Annotated in this window: 12 protein-coding genes and 1 tRNA gene; 9 read left to right on the forward strand and 4 right to left on the reverse strand. The window is 43.0% G+C overall.

What is annotated here, in order from left to right; all coding sequences use genetic code 11:
- The first annotated feature begins 52 nt into the window (after positions 1-52).
- The 3 genes from dhaL to Q8J82_RS07460 all read left to right on the forward strand — a co-directional run bounded on the left by dhaL (position 53) and on the right by Q8J82_RS07460 (position 2,690).
- The gene (gene dhaL / locus Q8J82_RS07450) at positions 53-721 is read left to right on the forward strand and encodes a dihydroxyacetone kinase subunit DhaL (RefSeq protein ID WP_304891022.1); all 669 of its coding nucleotides are present in this window, start codon (positions 53-55) and stop codon (positions 719-721) included.
- A 4-nt stretch (positions 722-725) separates the two neighbouring features.
- Positions 726-1,730 carry a dihydroxyacetone kinase subunit DhaK gene (gene dhaK / locus Q8J82_RS07455; RefSeq protein WP_304891023.1) on the forward strand — a complete coding sequence of 335 codons (1,005 nt, stop codon included), beginning with the start codon at positions 726-728 and terminating at the stop codon, positions 1,728-1,730.
- Between the two features lie 309 nt (positions 1,731-2,039).
- Positions 2,040-2,690: a PEP-CTERM sorting domain-containing protein gene (locus Q8J82_RS07460; RefSeq protein ID WP_304908371.1), complete on the forward strand. Its 651-nt coding sequence runs from the start codon at positions 2,040-2,042 to the stop codon at positions 2,688-2,690.
- A gap of 171 nt (positions 2,691-2,861) precedes the next feature.
- Here the strand turns inward: Q8J82_RS07460 and Q8J82_RS07465 are convergent, their stop codons facing one another.
- Complete coding sequence (locus Q8J82_RS07465) at positions 2,862-3,695, reverse strand: SAM-dependent methyltransferase (protein WP_304890871.1); 834 nt, start codon at positions 3,693-3,695, stop codon at positions 2,862-2,864.
- 352 nt (positions 3,696-4,047) lie between these two features.
- Between Q8J82_RS07465 and ylqF the strand changes: the two genes are divergently transcribed.
- The gene (gene ylqF, locus Q8J82_RS07470; RefSeq protein ID WP_305328045.1) at positions 4,048-4,992 is read left to right on the forward strand and encodes a ribosome biogenesis GTPase YlqF; all 945 of its coding nucleotides are present in this window, start codon (positions 4,048-4,050) and stop codon (positions 4,990-4,992) included.
- Positions 4,993-5,006: 14 nt separating this feature from the next.
- Here ylqF and Q8J82_RS07475 read toward each other — a convergent pair whose 3' ends face one another.
- Entirely contained in the window at positions 5,007-5,273 is a 267-nt protein-coding gene (locus Q8J82_RS07475) for a hypothetical protein (RefSeq protein WP_305328046.1), read from the reverse strand.
- A gap of 161 nt (positions 5,274-5,434) precedes the next feature.
- Here Q8J82_RS07475 and Q8J82_RS07480 point away from each other — a divergent pair, with 161 nt between their 5' ends.
- The 3 genes from Q8J82_RS07480 (at position 5,435) to Q8J82_RS07490 (ending at position 13,070) form a co-directional block, all read left to right on the forward strand.
- Positions 5,435-7,462 (forward strand): UvrD-helicase domain-containing protein, encoded by a 2,028-nt coding sequence (locus Q8J82_RS07480; RefSeq protein ID WP_305328047.1) that lies wholly within the window; start codon positions 5,435-5,437, stop codon positions 7,460-7,462.
- A 39-nt stretch (positions 7,463-7,501) separates the two neighbouring features.
- Positions 7,502-9,412 (forward strand): ATP-binding cassette domain-containing protein, encoded by a 1,911-nt coding sequence (locus Q8J82_RS07485; protein WP_304891837.1) that lies wholly within the window; start codon positions 7,502-7,504, stop codon positions 9,410-9,412.
- Positions 9,413-9,602: 190 nt separating this feature from the next.
- Complete coding sequence (locus Q8J82_RS07490) at positions 9,603-13,070, forward strand: EAL domain-containing protein (RefSeq protein ID WP_305328048.1); 3,468 nt, start codon at positions 9,603-9,605, stop codon at positions 13,068-13,070.
- Between the two features lie 78 nt (positions 13,071-13,148).
- On the opposite strand, the gene Q8J82_RS07495 is transcribed toward Q8J82_RS07490, so the two are convergent.
- Positions 13,149-13,224 (reverse strand) — tRNA-Arg (locus Q8J82_RS07495).
- A gap of 135 nt (positions 13,225-13,359) precedes the next feature.
- On the opposite strand from Q8J82_RS07495, the gene Q8J82_RS07500 reads away from it, so the two are divergent.
- Positions 13,360-13,902, forward strand: a complete 543-nt coding sequence (locus tag Q8J82_RS07500) for a peroxiredoxin (RefSeq protein WP_305326700.1) — start codon at positions 13,360-13,362, stop codon at positions 13,900-13,902.
- A 45-nt stretch (positions 13,903-13,947) separates the two neighbouring features.
- Entirely contained in the window at positions 13,948-14,943 is a 996-nt protein-coding gene (locus Q8J82_RS07505) for a sensor domain-containing diguanylate cyclase (protein ID WP_305326699.1), read from the forward strand.
- Positions 14,944-15,023: 80 nt separating this feature from the next.
- Here the strand turns inward: Q8J82_RS07505 and Q8J82_RS07510 are convergent, their stop codons facing one another.
- Positions 15,024-15,911, reverse strand: coding sequence for a universal stress protein (locus Q8J82_RS07510; protein WP_304891979.1), 888 nt, complete (start codon positions 15,909-15,911; stop codon positions 15,024-15,026).
- Positions 15,912-15,924 lie beyond the last annotated feature (13 nt).

Consider the following 15,924-nt stretch of genomic DNA (forward strand, 5'->3'; position numbering starts at 1 on the left):
TAACAACTTTAATCAAATCACAATATAGTGTTATTCATGATATGAGAAACATATGAACACAGAATTCATCATAGAGGCAGCCAAAGCCATTCAGCAATCAATTTTAGCTAATGAACATACTTTGGAGTCGCTAGACCGGGCCATTGGCGATGGCGACCACTACATCAACATGAAACGCGGTGCCAATGTGATTGTTGAAATAGAAGCTGAATTAGCACCACTAAAGCCGAGCGAGGCGCTTAATAAAATCGGCATAAAACTACTCAGCACCATAGGCGGTGCTTCTGGCCCATTACTTGCCAGTTTTTTTATAAGCATGGCCAAAGTGCTTGAATCACAAGCACACGAAAATCAAGGGCTGAAAGAAAATGGTGACGAATCCACGCTAAAAATTGCCACTGCATTTGCAGCAGGTGTACAAGCCATTATTCAGCGAGGCAAAGCTAACCTTGGCGAAAAAACCATGCTCGATGTACTTATTCCAGTTTCAAATCAATTTGTTTTATTAACCACGCAGAATTGCGATATTAAGCTGATTTGTGCCACGCTCATTCATACTGCCGAACAAGGCATGCTGGCGACCAAAGATTTAATCGCCACAAAAGGCCGTGCCGCAGGGTTAGGTGAGCGTGCAATTGGCCACATCGACCCTGGAGCGAAAAGCTGCCAACTGATGATAGAAGCCGTATGTAAACTTTCTTTAAAAGAATTAAATGGATAAGCATATGAAAAAATTTATCAATAAAATTGATAACATCCTTATCGAAAGCCTTTCTGGTTTTGCAACAGCGCATAGCGATTTAGTAACCCTGCATTTAGACCCGAATTTCTTAACCCGCAAAAACAAAGCACAGAATAAAGTAGCTGTCATTTCTGGTGGCGGTTCAGGTCATGAGCCTCTGCATGCAGGATATATTGGCTATGGCATGCTGGATGCCGCCTGCCCTGGCCACGTATTCACATCACCCACGCCAGACCAAATGCTAATGGCCGCTGAAGCCGTGCATGCGGATAAGGGCATATTATTTATTGTTAAAAATTATGCAGGCGATGTGATGAATTTTGAAATGGCCGCAGAAATGTTGCCGTTCGAATCAGCGACAGTATTAACAAGTGACGATTGCGCGGTCATCAACAGCACCTACACCACAGGGCGGCGCGGTGTTGCAGGCACTGTCATCGTAGAAAAATGTGTAGGCAGCTTGGCAGAAACTGGCGCTGACTTACAAACCTGTAAGGCACTAGGCGACAAAGTGAATAACCGCACAGCCAGCATAGGAATAGCGTTAACCAGTTGCACAGTACCAGCCGCTGGTCGTCCCACTTTTGACATTGGCGATACGGAACTTGAAATGGGTGTAGGAATTCACGGCGAGCCAGGTCGTAGACGTGAAACCATGCGTGAGGCCGACGAACTTGTTAGAGATTGCGTAGATGCAATTCTGGCTGACTTTAAAGCTAGAGATTTAGACACTGCCAATAATAGCGAAGCCTTGCTGCTCATTAATGGCTTTGGTGCAACGCCCTTGATGGAGCTTTATTTAATCTACAACACTGCAGCTAAATTATTCAGTCAACACAGCATTCAGATTTCGCGCTCATTAGTGGGCAACTACACCACTGCCCTGGATATGGCTGGCGCCTCGGTAACTTTATGCTTGCTGGATGATGAAATCAAACGGCACTGGGATAGCCCTGTGCATACGGCGGCATTGAGGCATGAAAGGTAATCCTACAATTTAACTATAGCTCATATGGGCTATAGTTAAATTGACATGCACACCATAAAATGAAAAAATGAACCTATATTTCTATCTTTAAACCTCATAAGGAAAATAGCCCATATGAAATCATCTCTGGAATTAAGTCAATAGTGATGCTACAACTTCGCTTCAGCGCATCAAAAATACATGCCTTTCACAGCTGCCACACCCAATATAGAAGTGCTCTTCGTAGGAATTGCGTTGGCAACACCAACTGATTTTATCTCTAATTATTGTGAGTTGTCAGTTTATACTTTAACAAAAGGATTTTAAATAATGAATAACACACTCAAATCTTTATCATTAGCAATACCGTTAATACTCGGCTTTTCTAGTGGGACTGCAAAAGCAGAATGGGTCGAACTTGGTAACATTGACTCAGGGTACTCTTTCTATAGATCATTTAATCTGGATACCAGTGATTATGTTAGCGAAGAGAACATCGCCTCAAACTCAGTGACTTTCACTCTTTTAAACACTCAAACCGTTACGTTCTATGCAAACAGTTTTACTTTTCCTAGCCTAAGCACCGAATTCCGTCAGATTGACCTGCTGGATCAAGGATTGCAGAATGGCAACTTGCATGGTGTTAATTATATTGATGGTATTGGTGACTACTATGATGGATTAAACGGCCAAGAGGCAAGGTTTTTTAAAACACTTGGGCCAGGTGATTATCAGGTGAACTATAAGGTACTTGGTCAAGAGTTAGGCTATTCTGATAGCCGAGTGGTAGGCAAAGCCGCTCAAGGTCTGGGGAATTATCGTTTAGGACTGAGTATTGGCGGATTAATCTCACCGAACTTACCAGACGGACCCGCTGTATCACCAGTTCCAGAACCTGAAACTTATGCGATGCTACTTGCAGGCTTAATATTAATTGGCTTTACCGCACGCCGTCGTGATAACACTGAGCGTTTAAACTAAACTCACGCCCAATAAAACCAGTACTGCACTTGCTGGTTTTATTGGGCGTGCTACTTATATTTGGCGGTACTTAATATTTAGTGATGCTTACTAATTGTCAGAGTAGCAATTGGGTGTTTTTTACTGCCGATTCATCACAAATCAAAAATCATACAAAATAAAACATTACGCTTAATGAGCAAACCTATTCCGCAATGCTTCTAAATTAAGCTCTTGCAAAATCGCATCTAATCTAGCCTGAGCATTCTTGCGAGGCTGACCTGTATATCTAGCAATAATCAGCTCATTTTTCATGGAATGCTCCCAGCCGACTAACTCCGTCACCGTCACTTGGTAACCAGCAGCTTCCAACTGCAAGCAACGTAAGACATTGGTAATCTGGCTGCCAAATTCGCGGGTATGAATAGGATGGCGCCAAATTTCGCTTAATGGTGTTTTACTAAAACTTTCATTTTTATGCTGCCTTAACACTTCTGCTACTTCTGCCTGACAACATGGCACGAGCACCATGTATTTTGCTTGTTTTGTTAAGCCGAATTGAATGGCGTCGTCGGTGGCGGTGTTGCAGGCATGTAATGCTGTAATAATGTCCACTTTAGCCGGAATAGCACTTGAAGTCACTGACTCTTCCACAGTTAAATGTTCAAAACGCATACGTGTAAAGCCTAAATGCGCTGCCAGATTTTTGGATTTTTCCACCAACTCTGCCCGAGTTTCAATGCCTATCACTTCGCCAGAGCTTAATTGCTTTAGCAGTAAATCATACAAAATAAAACCCAGGTAAGACTTACCCGCTCCATGATCTACTAATGTGGGGTTAGGGTTATAGGTCAATACATCGTTAAACAGAGGCTCGATAAAATTCACCAGGTGATAAACCTGTTTGAGTTTGCGGCGGCTATCTTGATTAAGTTTGCCATCGCGCGTGAGTATATGCAGCTCCTTGAGTAGCTCAATGGATTGATTGGGCTTGATGTCTGATTTTAAATTTTCAGGTATTTGCATACGAGCATTTTAAGCGATAAACCATGCGCCAAAGATAAACTAAGATAAAAACTTGATTAGTAGTACTAAATGTTAAAATGCCTAACAATCCGCAATGTTTAATGCCTCGAAAATTGAAAATGTTTATACAAGACGAGGCGCGAAATTATTTTGGGTGCGCCGCATATGGGTTATATGCAAGCAACCAAAATCATTGAGCAACGAAGTATTGCGACATACGACTTTGCAAGTCCTTTCACGCACGAATAATGTGCTTTAGCACATATATTCTGCGGGGATGCCAAGCACTGGTATAGGGCTTAGCAAATCGGAGTACCCTTGTGGTACAACATTTTTGATTTTGAGGTGATAAATGGCAATTCAATGGTATCCGGGTCACATGACCCAAGCACGCAAAAAAGCCGAAGAAACAATGGAGTTTATGGACATTGTGATTGAGGTGCTAGATGCGCGCGTGCCGGAGGCGAGCCATAACCCCGTAATTAACGAAATGCGGTTGTTTCGCCAGCGCCCTAACTTAAAAATACTCAATAAATCTGACTTAGCAGACCCTAAAGCCACAGAAGCTTGGCTGAATTACTTTAACCGTCAACCCAATACTAAAGCGGTTGCGCTTTCATGCAAAAAACCGGGTGAGGCGAATAAAATTTTGAAGCATTGTTTAGCACTTACACCGCATCGTGGCACGCATTTAAAGCCATTACGCATGATGATTATGGGCATTCCTAATGTGGGTAAATCAACGCTGATGAATGCCCTGCTCAACCGCCGTGTAGCTAAAGTTGGCGATGAACCCGCTGTGACTAAAAGCCAGCAACGCTTTGACATTAGTGAAACCATGAGCATTACCGATACACCAGGGATGATGTGGCCAAAAATTCAGTATGAAAGCGACGGCTACATGCTTGCCGCCAGCCATGCGATTGGTCGCAATGCGGTGATTGATGAAGATGTTGCAATCTTCTTGGCCAACAACCTACTTAAAACCTACCCCACGCTTATCAATGCACGCTACAAACTCGATACCATGAAACATGAAGGTGGGTTCTTAGATGTGTTAAAAATGGACGGTGTAGATTTACTCGAAGCCATCGCTAAACGCCGCTCATACAAACGCCACGATGGTTTATGGGACATGGAAAAAACCGCAGTCGCATTTTTAACTGATTACCGCAGCGGCGCGATTGGTAGAATTAGCTTAGAAACACCATTAAGCCGTGATGCGATGAAGCAAGCAACACTTCCTGTGGAAACTAGTGATGAAGAGATTACTGATTCAGAAGAAACTTCAGATTAAAGTACCTGATTATTCTATTTTTTGGTCAATTGCTTACTAAACGCAATATCGAGCTTGCTCACACGTTTTAGCGTTTGCGGACCATAAGAATTTACGAACACCACAAACTCATCCATCATCATCGGCTCGCACAATCGGGTAGATTCCCCTGCGCCTGTAGCTAACACCAAGCTAAACATAGCGCCGCTATTCATAGTCATGGAATATTGCTCGTTACCGCTGCGTTTTTTAAGCCTGTCAATCGCAGCACTGGCTTTGGTTGATCTAGAACCAGACCTCATAAAACTCCTTTGATTACGCTATCAACATTTATCATGCGATTATGACATGCTTTAAATCAGCACACATTAATCGTTAAAATTTGATAGCTAGTTATTGGCTTAAACGCTAAAATCACACGCTTAAGTTTTACACCAAAGCCCTCACATATATTAGTTCATGCATGTTAAATTCCCTTAATTCGCCGCAGCGCGAAGCAGTTAAATATCTCGATGGTCCTTTGCTTGTACTGGCTGGCGCTGGTAGCGGTAAAACACGCGTTATTACGCAAAAAATCAGTTACCTGATTGATGAAGCGGGCTATTCCGCAAAAGAAATTGCTGCCATCACTTTTACCAACAAAGCTGCGCGTGAGATGCAAGAGCGAGTGGGAAAACTGATGCAAGGAAAAAACATCAAAGGTTTAACAATAGCCACCTTTCACTCGCTTGGCTTGCAAATGTTACGTGCTGAAGCAGCACTACTTGGCTATAAACCACAATTTTCGATTTTAGATTCATCGGATAGTTTTAAAATTCTGGCGGACATTTTAGCCACTACAGACAAACAGCTACTCCGTAAAACACAGTGGCAGATTTCAGCATGGAAGAATGCGTTTATCAATGCTGACCAGGCAAAAGCACAGGCTGATGAAGAACTCACCCATGCTGCGGCCAAGGTCTATCAACTTTATCAGCAAACGCTGAAAGCCTATCAAGCTGTAGATTTTGACGACCTGATTAAACTGCCTGTCGAGTTATTTGAACAACATGAAAGTGCGCTTAATAAATGGCAGCGCAAGTTGCAATATTTGCTAATTGATGAATACCAAGACACCAACGCCTGCCAGTACAAACTGGTAAAAATGCTTACAGGCGTGCGCGGGCAATTTACAGCTGTAGGCGATGACGACCAAGCCATTTATGGCTGGCGTGGCGCTGATGTAGAAAACCTACGTCAATTGACCGAAGATTTTAGCAAGCTTAAAGTCATCAAGTTAGAACAAAACTACCGTTCAACCGTGCGAATTTTGCGTGGCGCCAACGCAGTGATAAGTAATAATCCAAAATTGTTCGATAAGAAACTCTGGAGTGACCTAGGCACAGGCGATTTAATCCAAGTATCGGCTGCAATGAGTGAAGAAGCTGAGGCAGAGTCAGTGATTATGAAACTGCAAGCACATAAGTTTGAACATAGAACCAAGTTTTTGGATTACGCGATTTTGTATCGAGGCAACCATCAAGCCCGCATATTCGAGCAACAATTACGCAACCATAAAATTCCTTATACAGTCTCTGGCGGGCAATCATTTTTTGATAAAGCCGAGATTAAAGACTTAATCAGCTATTTACGCTTGATTGCTAATGAAGATGACGACCCTGCGTTTATCCGCGCAGCAACTACACCTAAAAAAGGTATCGGCAATACCACACTGGAACGCCTTGGTGAATTTGCCAGCGCACACAAAATTTCATTGTTTGCTGCGGCATTCGAAGGTGACTTTCAAAGTGAAATTGGTAATAAACAATTAGATGATTTACTCAATTTTTGTCAATATATCAATAAGTTACAAGACAGAGCCGTGCGCGATCCCGCAGGTGAAGTATTAAACGACTTACTGACCACGATTCAGTACGAAGCATTTTTATATGACTCTGAAGAGCCTCGCGCCGCTGAAAGCAAGTGGAGCAACGTGATGGACTTTATTGGCTGGCTGAGCAAAAAAGGTGAAGCCAGCACAGAGTTTGGTAACGAAAATGATGGCAAAAACTTACTTGAACTCACACAAATGGTCTCGCTCATGAGCATGCTGGAAGGCCGCGAAGATGGCGAGCCGGACGCCGTCAAATTATCCACACTGCACGCCTCCAAGGGCCTGGAATTTGGCCATGTATTTTTAATAGGTTGTGAAGAAGGCATATTACCGCACCGTGAAAGCATTGATTTAGGCGCAGCAGACCCGACTAAAATCGAGGAAGAACGACGCCTGATGTACGTGGGCATTACCCGAGCGCAAAAATCACTGAACATTTCATGGTGCAAAAAACGTAAGCGTGCCGGTGAAATTCAAATGTGTGAGCCAAGCAGATTTATATCAGAATTACCAAAAGACGATGTACGCCACTTTGGAAACCCGTTTAATGACCCAGAGGCAAGCAAAGATTTTGGTAAATCAAAAATGGCGAATATTAAAGCCATGCTCAGTAAATAACAGTTAAGCAATCCATACAAAATAGAAAGTTAATCAATTATGCCCTATATCACCTTAGATAATGCCAGCCTGGCTTTCGGTCATCATGCCCTCCTCGACCACGCCGCATTTCAATTGGATGCTGGAGAGCGTGTAGGTTTGATTGGGCGTAATGGTGCAGGAAAATCAAGCTTATTAAAAGCCATAGCGGGTACGATTAAATTAGATGAAGGTACGGTTTGGCGCGCACCGAATGCACGCGTGGTTTATGTGCCTCAGGAACCTGAACTGGATACGACGCATACCGTATTTGAAGCAGTGGCTGAAGGCCTAGGCGCATTGCAACAAACCATTATTGATTACCACCAAGTAACGCACGACATGGGCATGGCAGATGCCGATATTGATGCGCTAATGACTAAAATGCAACATTTACAACATGATTTAGACGTACAAAACGGCTGGGCGGCTCAGTCGCGCGTTGAGACCGTGTTAAGCCGCCTAAACCTAGATGCTGATGCGTTAGTTTCAACGCTATCAGGCGGCTGGCGCAAACGTGTGGCGCTGGGCCGTGCGCTGGTGGCAGAGCCTGAAGTGTTATTGCTGGATGAGCCGACCAATCATCTGGATTTAGAAGCGATTGAATGGCTAGAAGAACTCTTGCTTAGCTTTAACGGTTGCGTGCTGTTCATTACCCACGATAGACGCTTCTTGAATCGGCTCGCTACCCGCATCACCGAATTAGACCGTGGCAAACTCACAGACTTTGTGGGCAATTTTGCAGATTATCAAATTAAAAAAGAAGAGTTAATTGCCGTTGAAGAAACGCACGCAGCTAAATTTGACAAATTTTTAGCACAAGAAGAAGTATGGATACGCCAAGGGATTAAAGCGCGCCGCACACGTAACGAAGGCCGCGTGAGGCGCTTGGAAGCTCTACGCCTGGACCGCGCCGCACGCCGAGAACGTCAAGGCAACGTTAAACTGAATTTAGATGCAGGAGAGCGCAGCGGAAAACTGGTGGCAGAACTTGAAAATGTTTCGAAATCATACGGCGATAAGGTGTTGATTAAAAACTTCAGTACGCGCATTTTACGCGGTGACAAAATTGGCTTGCTCGGCCCTAACGGTATCGGCAAAACTACATTACTTAAACTGATTTTAGGCGATATTGAGGCCGATAGCGGGAAAATTGAGCGCGGTACTAAAATCAATGTAGCGTACTTTGACCAAATGCGTGAGCAACTGGATGAAGAAGCAACACTGGCAGATACCATTAGTCCGGGTTCAGATTTTGTAGAAATTGGCAATGAACGCAAGCACGTCATCAGTTATCTGGAAGATTTTTTATTTCCACCGCAACGTTCACGTTCTCCCGTTAAATCACTCTCCGGTGGTGAACGTAACCGTCTGCTTTTGGCACGCTTATTTGCCCGTCCAGCTAACGTTTTGGTGCTAGATGAGCCTACTAATGACTTGGATATTGATACGCTAGAGCTACTGGAAAGCTTGCTGCAAGAATTTTCTGGCACATTATTCTTAGTCAGCCATGACCGCGCATTTTTAGAGAATACCGTCACCCAGGTGATTGCATTTGAAGGCAATGGCGTACTGACCGAATTCGGCGGCGGCTATGACGATTGGCAGCGTTTTACACAACAACGTTTAGAGGAAAAAAAAGCCCAGCAAGCACAATCTGCAAAACCGAACACTAAACAAAATACACCGAGCCAAACAAAACCCGCGTCAAAGCTAAGTTTTAAAGAAGAAAAAGAGTTGGCTGATATTCCAGTGCAGATTGAGCAATTAGAATCCGAACAAGCCAATATCAACACTCAACTTGCAGATGGTGAACTTTATAAAACACAGGCAACACTTGTTAAGAATCTGCAAGCCAGACTCGTTGATATTGAAAACCAGCTAGAAGACCTGCTCGCCAAATGGGAAGTATTAGATGCCAAAAAGAGTTAAAGCCATCCAATTTTAAATTTAGCACGGCCAAAATTTGCGTATAGCCTGTAGAATGACTCGTTTAAAAATCGCGCGGCTAATCAACGCAATGTCATGTAGTGTTTTTTTAAACACTTAATTGCAGCGGAGTAATCCCATGCCCCAACTACATCGCCAATGAGTAATAAGTAGAACTGCTTTAAACAAGTCTATGGTCAAGTACAGCACACCATCTTTGTTCACAGGTACCTTCAGGTTGGCAATCAGCCTGCTTATCCTCACCACATTTATATTTAGCATTTACGTCTGGTCTGAAAAGCAGATTGATCGTGCCAATGATATTCGAATCCAATCGTTTTTATTGGCAGATGAACTGCGTCAGTCATCCGATGACCTGACACGCATGGTCAGGACTTACGTCGTCACTCGCAACATCAACTATAAAAAATACTACCAAGACATCATTGATATTCGAAACGGCAAAAAAGTACGGCCTGAAGGCTATCAAAGGGTTTATTGGGACCTTTTTACTACCAATGGAAAACCTCCCCGTTTAGACAGCACTCTTGCTATTCCATATTTGGAGTTAATCAAAAAAGCTGGATTTACCGATGCTGAATTCAATAAATTATCAGAAGCGATGGCTCAATCTGACGCGCTAACGAAAATTGAACGCGAGGCAATGCGGCTAACTGAATCAACCGGACCAAAATCAGAAGAAAATAGAAATAAAGCGCTGTTAATACTTCATGATGAAATGTATCACAAAGCAAAAGCCTCCATCATGAAACCTATTGATGAGTTTTATTTGTTAGTAGAAGCACGTACGCATGAATCCGTCAGTAAAGCTGAGTTTCAAGCGACTCTTTTACGGATACTGTTCGCACTTTGTGGTATTGGTTTCATCGCTATTCTATGGCGTAGTTACGTTTCATTACAAAACACGCTTGGTGTCTCTGTAGATGAAGTGCATAAGCGTATTGCTATGATAGGCAGAGGTGATTTTGGCAATCCTATCCAATTATCTGACACACAATTAGACAGTGTGATGGGATGGCTGGAAGAGACCAGAAAAAGCTTACAGACAGCTTACGCCAAGAATGAGAAGCTCTCCAATCTATATACGGCGCTCAGTCGTTGTAATGAAGCAATTGTTCGTTGCTCCAGTGAGCAAGAACTGTTTGAAAATATCTGCAAAACTACCGTTGAGTTTGGAAAGATGAAAATGGCCTGGATAGGCCTGATTGATGAAAGTAGTCTGCGAGTAAACCCCGTTGCATGTTATGGGCAAGGTACAGAATATTTAGAAGGCATACAAATTTCAATCAACAAGAACGAGCCATATGGACTGGGCCCAACGGGTACAGCCATTCGAGAGAATCAACCCGTTTGGTGTCAGGATTACCAAAACGACCCGCACACTGCGCCCTGGCATGTTCGAGGTTTGCAGTTCGGCTGGAAAGCTGCCGCCTCTCTTCCGATTATTCGTAAAGGCCTGCCTATTGGAGCACTGACGCTTTACTGTGAAGAAGTTGATAGCTTTGACGAAGAGGCGCGAAACTTATTGAATGAAATGATTTTAGACATTAACTTCGCACTGGATAACTTTGACAAAGCATCTTCATTGCGAAAAAGTGATGAGCGTTTAAAGCTAGCGCTGCGTTCTACTATTCAGGGTATTTATGACCTCAACGTGCAGACAGGCGAGGTTACCGTCAGTTCAGAATATGCCAGCATGCTAGGTTATGAGCTCGGCGACTTTCATGAAACCAACACTTCCTGGCTGGAGAGAATACACCCTCAAGACCATGATCGCGTAGCACAGGCCTATACAGACTATATCAGCGGTCTAATTTCCGAATATCGAGTGGAGTTTCGCCAAAAAACCCGCTTGGGTGATTGGATATGGATTCTATCTCTTGGCGCGATAGTAGAAAACGATGCCGAGGGCAACCCGCTACGTATGGTAGGAACCCATATCGACATTACAGCGCGTAAGCACATTGATGAGTCTTTGCTTAAACTCTCGCTGGCGGTTGAACAAAGCCCTAGCACTATTGTGATTACCGATCTAGACGCAAATATCGAATACGTCAATATCACATTCACAAAAATTACCGGATACACATTAGATGAAGTAAAAGGCAAAAACCCACGGATGCTGCAATCTGGAAAAACGCCAAAAGCCGTTTACGAGGATATGTGGGCTCATCTAACCAGAGGCGAAACATGGAGAGGCGAGTTAATCAACCGCCGCAAAGATGGGACTCATTACGTTGAATCGGTATTGATTTCCCCTGTGCGGCAAGCGGATGGAAGGATAACCAACTATCTGGCTATCAAAGAAGATATCACTGAAAAAAAGGATGCAGAAAATCGTATTGAAAGATTAGCGCATTTTGATCAGCTGACGGGGCTGCCGAATCGCAACCTGCTGAACGACCGCTTCAAATATGCGCTCAGCCTCGCTCAGAGAAGTGGCGATCAGATGGCAGTGATGTTTATTGACCTTGACCACTTCAAGGTCATCAATGACACACTGGGGCATAGCGTCGGGGATCTGTTACTCATGGAAGTAGCCAAGCGGCTCAAATTTTCTTTGCGAGAAGAGGACACTGTTTCACGCCTTGGAGGAGATGAATTCATCCTCATACTACCTGGCACAAATGCAGATGGGGCAGCACTTGTTGCTGCAAAAATTTTAGGGGTGGTGTCCAAGCCTTACCAGATTGAACTCCATGAATTGGTCACTACATTATCAATCGGCATTGCCATGTATCCTCACGATGGTACTGATTGGGAAAACCTATCCAAGAACGCAGACGTTGCAATGTATCGCACTAAACAAGAAGGACGGAACAGCTTTCGCTTCTTTACTCAAGAAATGCAGGCAAACTCCATGCGTAACTTGCAGCTCAGTAACGCCCTGAGACATGCGCTGGCAAGTAACCAATTACAATTGTTTTACCAGCCACAGTTATCAATAGACAGCGGACTAATAACCGGCGCTGAGGCCTTACTACGATGGCAACATCCAGAGCTAGGGTGGATTTCACCCGCTGAGTTCGTACCAATCGCTGAAGAAAGCGGTCAGATTATTGCGATTGGTGATTGGGTACTGAGAACTGCAGTTAAACAATTAAAAGACTGGCTGGATGACGGGCTACCCCCTATGGTAGTAGCAGTCAATCTTTCTGCAGCTCAGTTCCGTCAAACCAATCTCCCGGATTTGATTACCGGCATTTTGCATGAGTTTGAATTGCCTCATGAGTATCTGGAAGTGGAGTTAACCGAATCGGTCGCCATGGATGACCCATTGGGAGCAATTACGATTATGGACAATATCTATAATCGAGGCATTCGCATGTCGATTGATGATTTCGGAACAGGGTATTCTTCATTGAGTTATCTTAAGCGCTTCAAAGTTTATAAACTAAAGATTGACCAGTCTTTTGTACAAGACATCAGTAACGATATAGGTGACAAAATGATTGTTGCTGCCATTATCAGTATGGCAAAAAATCTTGGCATCCAGACTATGGCAGAAGGTGTGGAAACTGCGGAACAGCTAGAATCTCTAAAAAACCAAGGGTGTAATGAAATTCAGGGATATTACTTTAGCCAGCCACTTCCAGCAGAGCAATTTGAAGCATTTGTCAAAAACCACTACTCAGTTTGAGCGCCTTAAATGCTATCTTTGACTTAACTATAATGCTGAGTAAATTTCTCATATATACATTCAAGTAAAAATAGAGAATGGTCTCCCCGACAGGACTTGAACCTGTAATTGACCCTTAGGAGGGGTCTGTGATATCCAGTTTCACCACAAGGAGCATTATGCAATTTTACACGAGTTCAGAACTCAATTCTCGTTTGCTTTGAAAAGAGAATATTCAAAATTAATTTGTAATGGTGCTAACATGACTAAATGCTAGTTTAGTACTCGCAATGTTTTATTTAAAAGATATATGACACTTAAGTTATTTCTATATATTGCCGTTTTGCTACTCGCCGTTTTTGGCTACCGCAATTACGCAACTGCATCCAGCCAATTAAAAATTGGAGATGACGCGCCCAATTTCACGTTAAATGACGCTCAAGGTCAAACGCATTACTTATCAGATTATGCGGGCAAATATCTAGTACTCTATTTTTACCCTAAAGATGACACTCCTATTTGCGCAAAAGAGGCATGTCATTTTAGAGATGACATGGCGAAGCTTGAGCGGTTAGGTGCAAAAGTGGTGGGAGTCAGTTTGGATGATAGTGTGTCACATGCCAATTTTGCTAAAAAATACAGCTTACCCTTCCCGTTATTATCTGATACAGATGGTAAAGTTGCTGATAGTTATAACGCCCTTACCAATTTTTATATCGTAAAAATTAGTAAACGCTATACTTTTTTAATTAATCCTGCAGGTAAAATTGCTAAAATATACAAAAGTGTAGATACTTCTAAGCACTCGCAAGAAATTATAGACGATCTGAAAGCCATACAAAGCAAACCATGAACTCATTAGAGAATTGACTTAAAAACTTTAACTCTAAAAACAACAATGAATTACAGCCAATCTATCCCTTTATATGTTGCTTTATTAATCATACTGATACCTTTGGTTGCGGTAGGCTTTTACTATATTCAGTTAAAAAAGAGCGAGGAACTTTGGAAGTTTGCTTTAGAAGGTGCTGGCGATGGTGTATGGGATTGGGATATACATAATGATGTTGCCAACTTTTCCAGTCAATATAAAGATATGTTCGGTTTTAATGACATTGATATTAATACCAGCATAAAAGAATGGAATAACCGCATTCACCCTGAAGATGCCCTGTCAATGACTAAGGCTATCGATAGCTATCTATCAGGCAAATCTGATAAATATGTTCATGAGCACAGAGTCATCTGCAAAGACAAAAGTATTAAATGGGTGCTCTCACGCGGGATGATTGTTAAACGCGATAAACATGGAAAGCCGCTACGCATGGTTGGTACGCATACCGATATCACCGCACGTAAATTACTTGAAACCAGGCTAGAAAATTTGGCGCATTTTGATGCTTTATCAAATGTGCCAAATCGCACATTATTTAACGACAGGCTTAAGTTAGCTTTATCTTATGCAAAGCGCGAAAGAAAGATGCTTGCAGTCATGTTTATTGATTTAGACTTATTTAAAGAAATCAATGACTTATATGGACACGAAACTGGCGACATCGTCCTGAAAAAAGTATCAAGGCAACTGGTTTCTTGTGTTCGCGAATCAGACACCGTTGCGCGTATGGGAGGTGATGAATTTGTTATTTTACTTCCTATTATTGATAGTGAAGAAGATGCAATATCAGTCGCTCATAAAATTATAGAGTCGGTAGCCCAACCTATTAAGGTAGAAAAAACGCATTTGCATGTCACCTGCAGTATTGGTATTGCCGTCTACCCTCATCATGGTAAAGATGAAAAACTATTAGTCATCAATGCAGACATGGCTATGTACCAAGCTAAAAAAAGCGGTAAAAACCAGGCCAAATTTTTTGAAGAAGCGATGTTGCAATAAACACTTTATAGTACCAATCACATCGTACCTTGGTGCTGCCAGCTACAGAAGCTACAGATATGTATTATTTCTATAAACCTCTAGTTGCTGATAAGTACATCGCATTCTGCCGCATAAGCCACACCCTTGCTGACGCTTCCAAGTAGAAAGTCTTCTATATCATTTTTCTCATGTTTACCGATAACGATTAAGTCTGCATGTTGCGCTTTTGCGTGTGCACAAATACTTTCTGGAGGATAACCTGTCAGTATTTTTCTGGAAACCCGCTCACCAAGTACCTGTTCGGTAAGTATCTCATTAAGTCGCTTATCCGCATCAATAAGGGCTTGGGTGCGATATTTTTGTAATAACACTTCGTTCATGCCAGCTTTATACATGTGCGCTTCTTGGTTAGTATCGAAAATGAGCAAGGCTTCAATGTGAGCCTCTGGCGCAACAATGCGGGCAAGTGCGGGCACGTCTGCCGCCCCTAATGAAAAATTCACGGCAGCAATCACTTGTTGGTAGGCTGGAATCATTGCATTCTTGTTTTTAACAATTAACATCGGGCATTTTGCAACACGCAGCAAGCGTGACGATGTTGAACCTAGTAATTTTTCCAATAAAGAATGCTCGCCCTGCGCACCTGCCACTATGAGCCCAGCCTTTACAGAGTTTGCATAGTCGGAAATTTCAGCATGCGCACGCCCTATACGGGTGGCGGCATGTATCGGGATGCCAAATCGCTCACGTAATTTACTGGCCAGCGTTTCGATCTGTGTCTTAATCAGCTCTTGTTGCGCTTGCTGGTAGTGTGTTTGAAAACCAAAAGAGAGCTCTGAGCCAACATACAAATCCAGCGGATGTATCACATGGACGAGATGCAACTCTGCACCTAAGTGCTTGCTAATCAAGGCCGCACGGAGAACCGCCAAATCTGCTTCTGCAGAAAAATCGGTACCTGCGACTACATGGCGAATGGGTTGCATAGCGTTCTCCTTA

Source organism: Methylotenera sp., from assembly GCF_030684185.1.
Taxonomy (GTDB): Bacteria; Pseudomonadota; Gammaproteobacteria; order Burkholderiales; family Methylophilaceae; genus Methylotenera.

Coding starts and splice junctions, on each gene's coding strand:
- Q8J82_RS07465 (WP_304890871.1), bottom strand. CDS start 3,695: ATGCAAATACCTGAAAATTTAAAATCAGACATCAAGCCCAATCAATCC.
- Q8J82_RS07475 (WP_305328046.1), bottom strand. CDS start 5,273: ATGAGGTCTGGTTCTAGATCAACCAAAGCCAGTGCTGCGATTGACAGG.
- ylqF (WP_305328045.1), top strand. CDS start 4,048: ATGGCAATTCAATGGTATCCGGGTCACATGACCCAAGCACGCAAAAAA.
- Q8J82_RS07510 (WP_304891979.1), bottom strand. CDS start 15,911: ATGCAACCCATTCGCCATGTAGTCGCAGGTACCGATTTTTCTGCAGAA.
- Q8J82_RS07490 (WP_305328048.1), top strand. CDS start 9,603: ATGGTCAAGTACAGCACACCATCTTTGTTCACAGGTACCTTCAGGTTG.
- dhaK (WP_304891023.1), top strand. CDS start 726: ATGAAAAAATTTATCAATAAAATTGATAACATCCTTATCGAAAGCCTT.
- Q8J82_RS07505 (WP_305326699.1), top strand. CDS start 13,948: ATGAATTACAGCCAATCTATCCCTTTATATGTTGCTTTATTAATCATA.
- Q8J82_RS07460 (WP_304908371.1), top strand. CDS start 2,040: ATGAATAACACACTCAAATCTTTATCATTAGCAATACCGTTAATACTC.
- Q8J82_RS07485 (WP_304891837.1), top strand. CDS start 7,502: ATGCCCTATATCACCTTAGATAATGCCAGCCTGGCTTTCGGTCATCAT.
- dhaL (WP_304891022.1), top strand. CDS start 53: ATGAACACAGAATTCATCATAGAGGCAGCCAAAGCCATTCAGCAATCA.
- Q8J82_RS07480 (WP_305328047.1), top strand. CDS start 5,435: ATGTTAAATTCCCTTAATTCGCCGCAGCGCGAAGCAGTTAAATATCTC.
- Q8J82_RS07500 (WP_305326700.1), top strand. CDS start 13,360: ATGACACTTAAGTTATTTCTATATATTGCCGTTTTGCTACTCGCCGTT.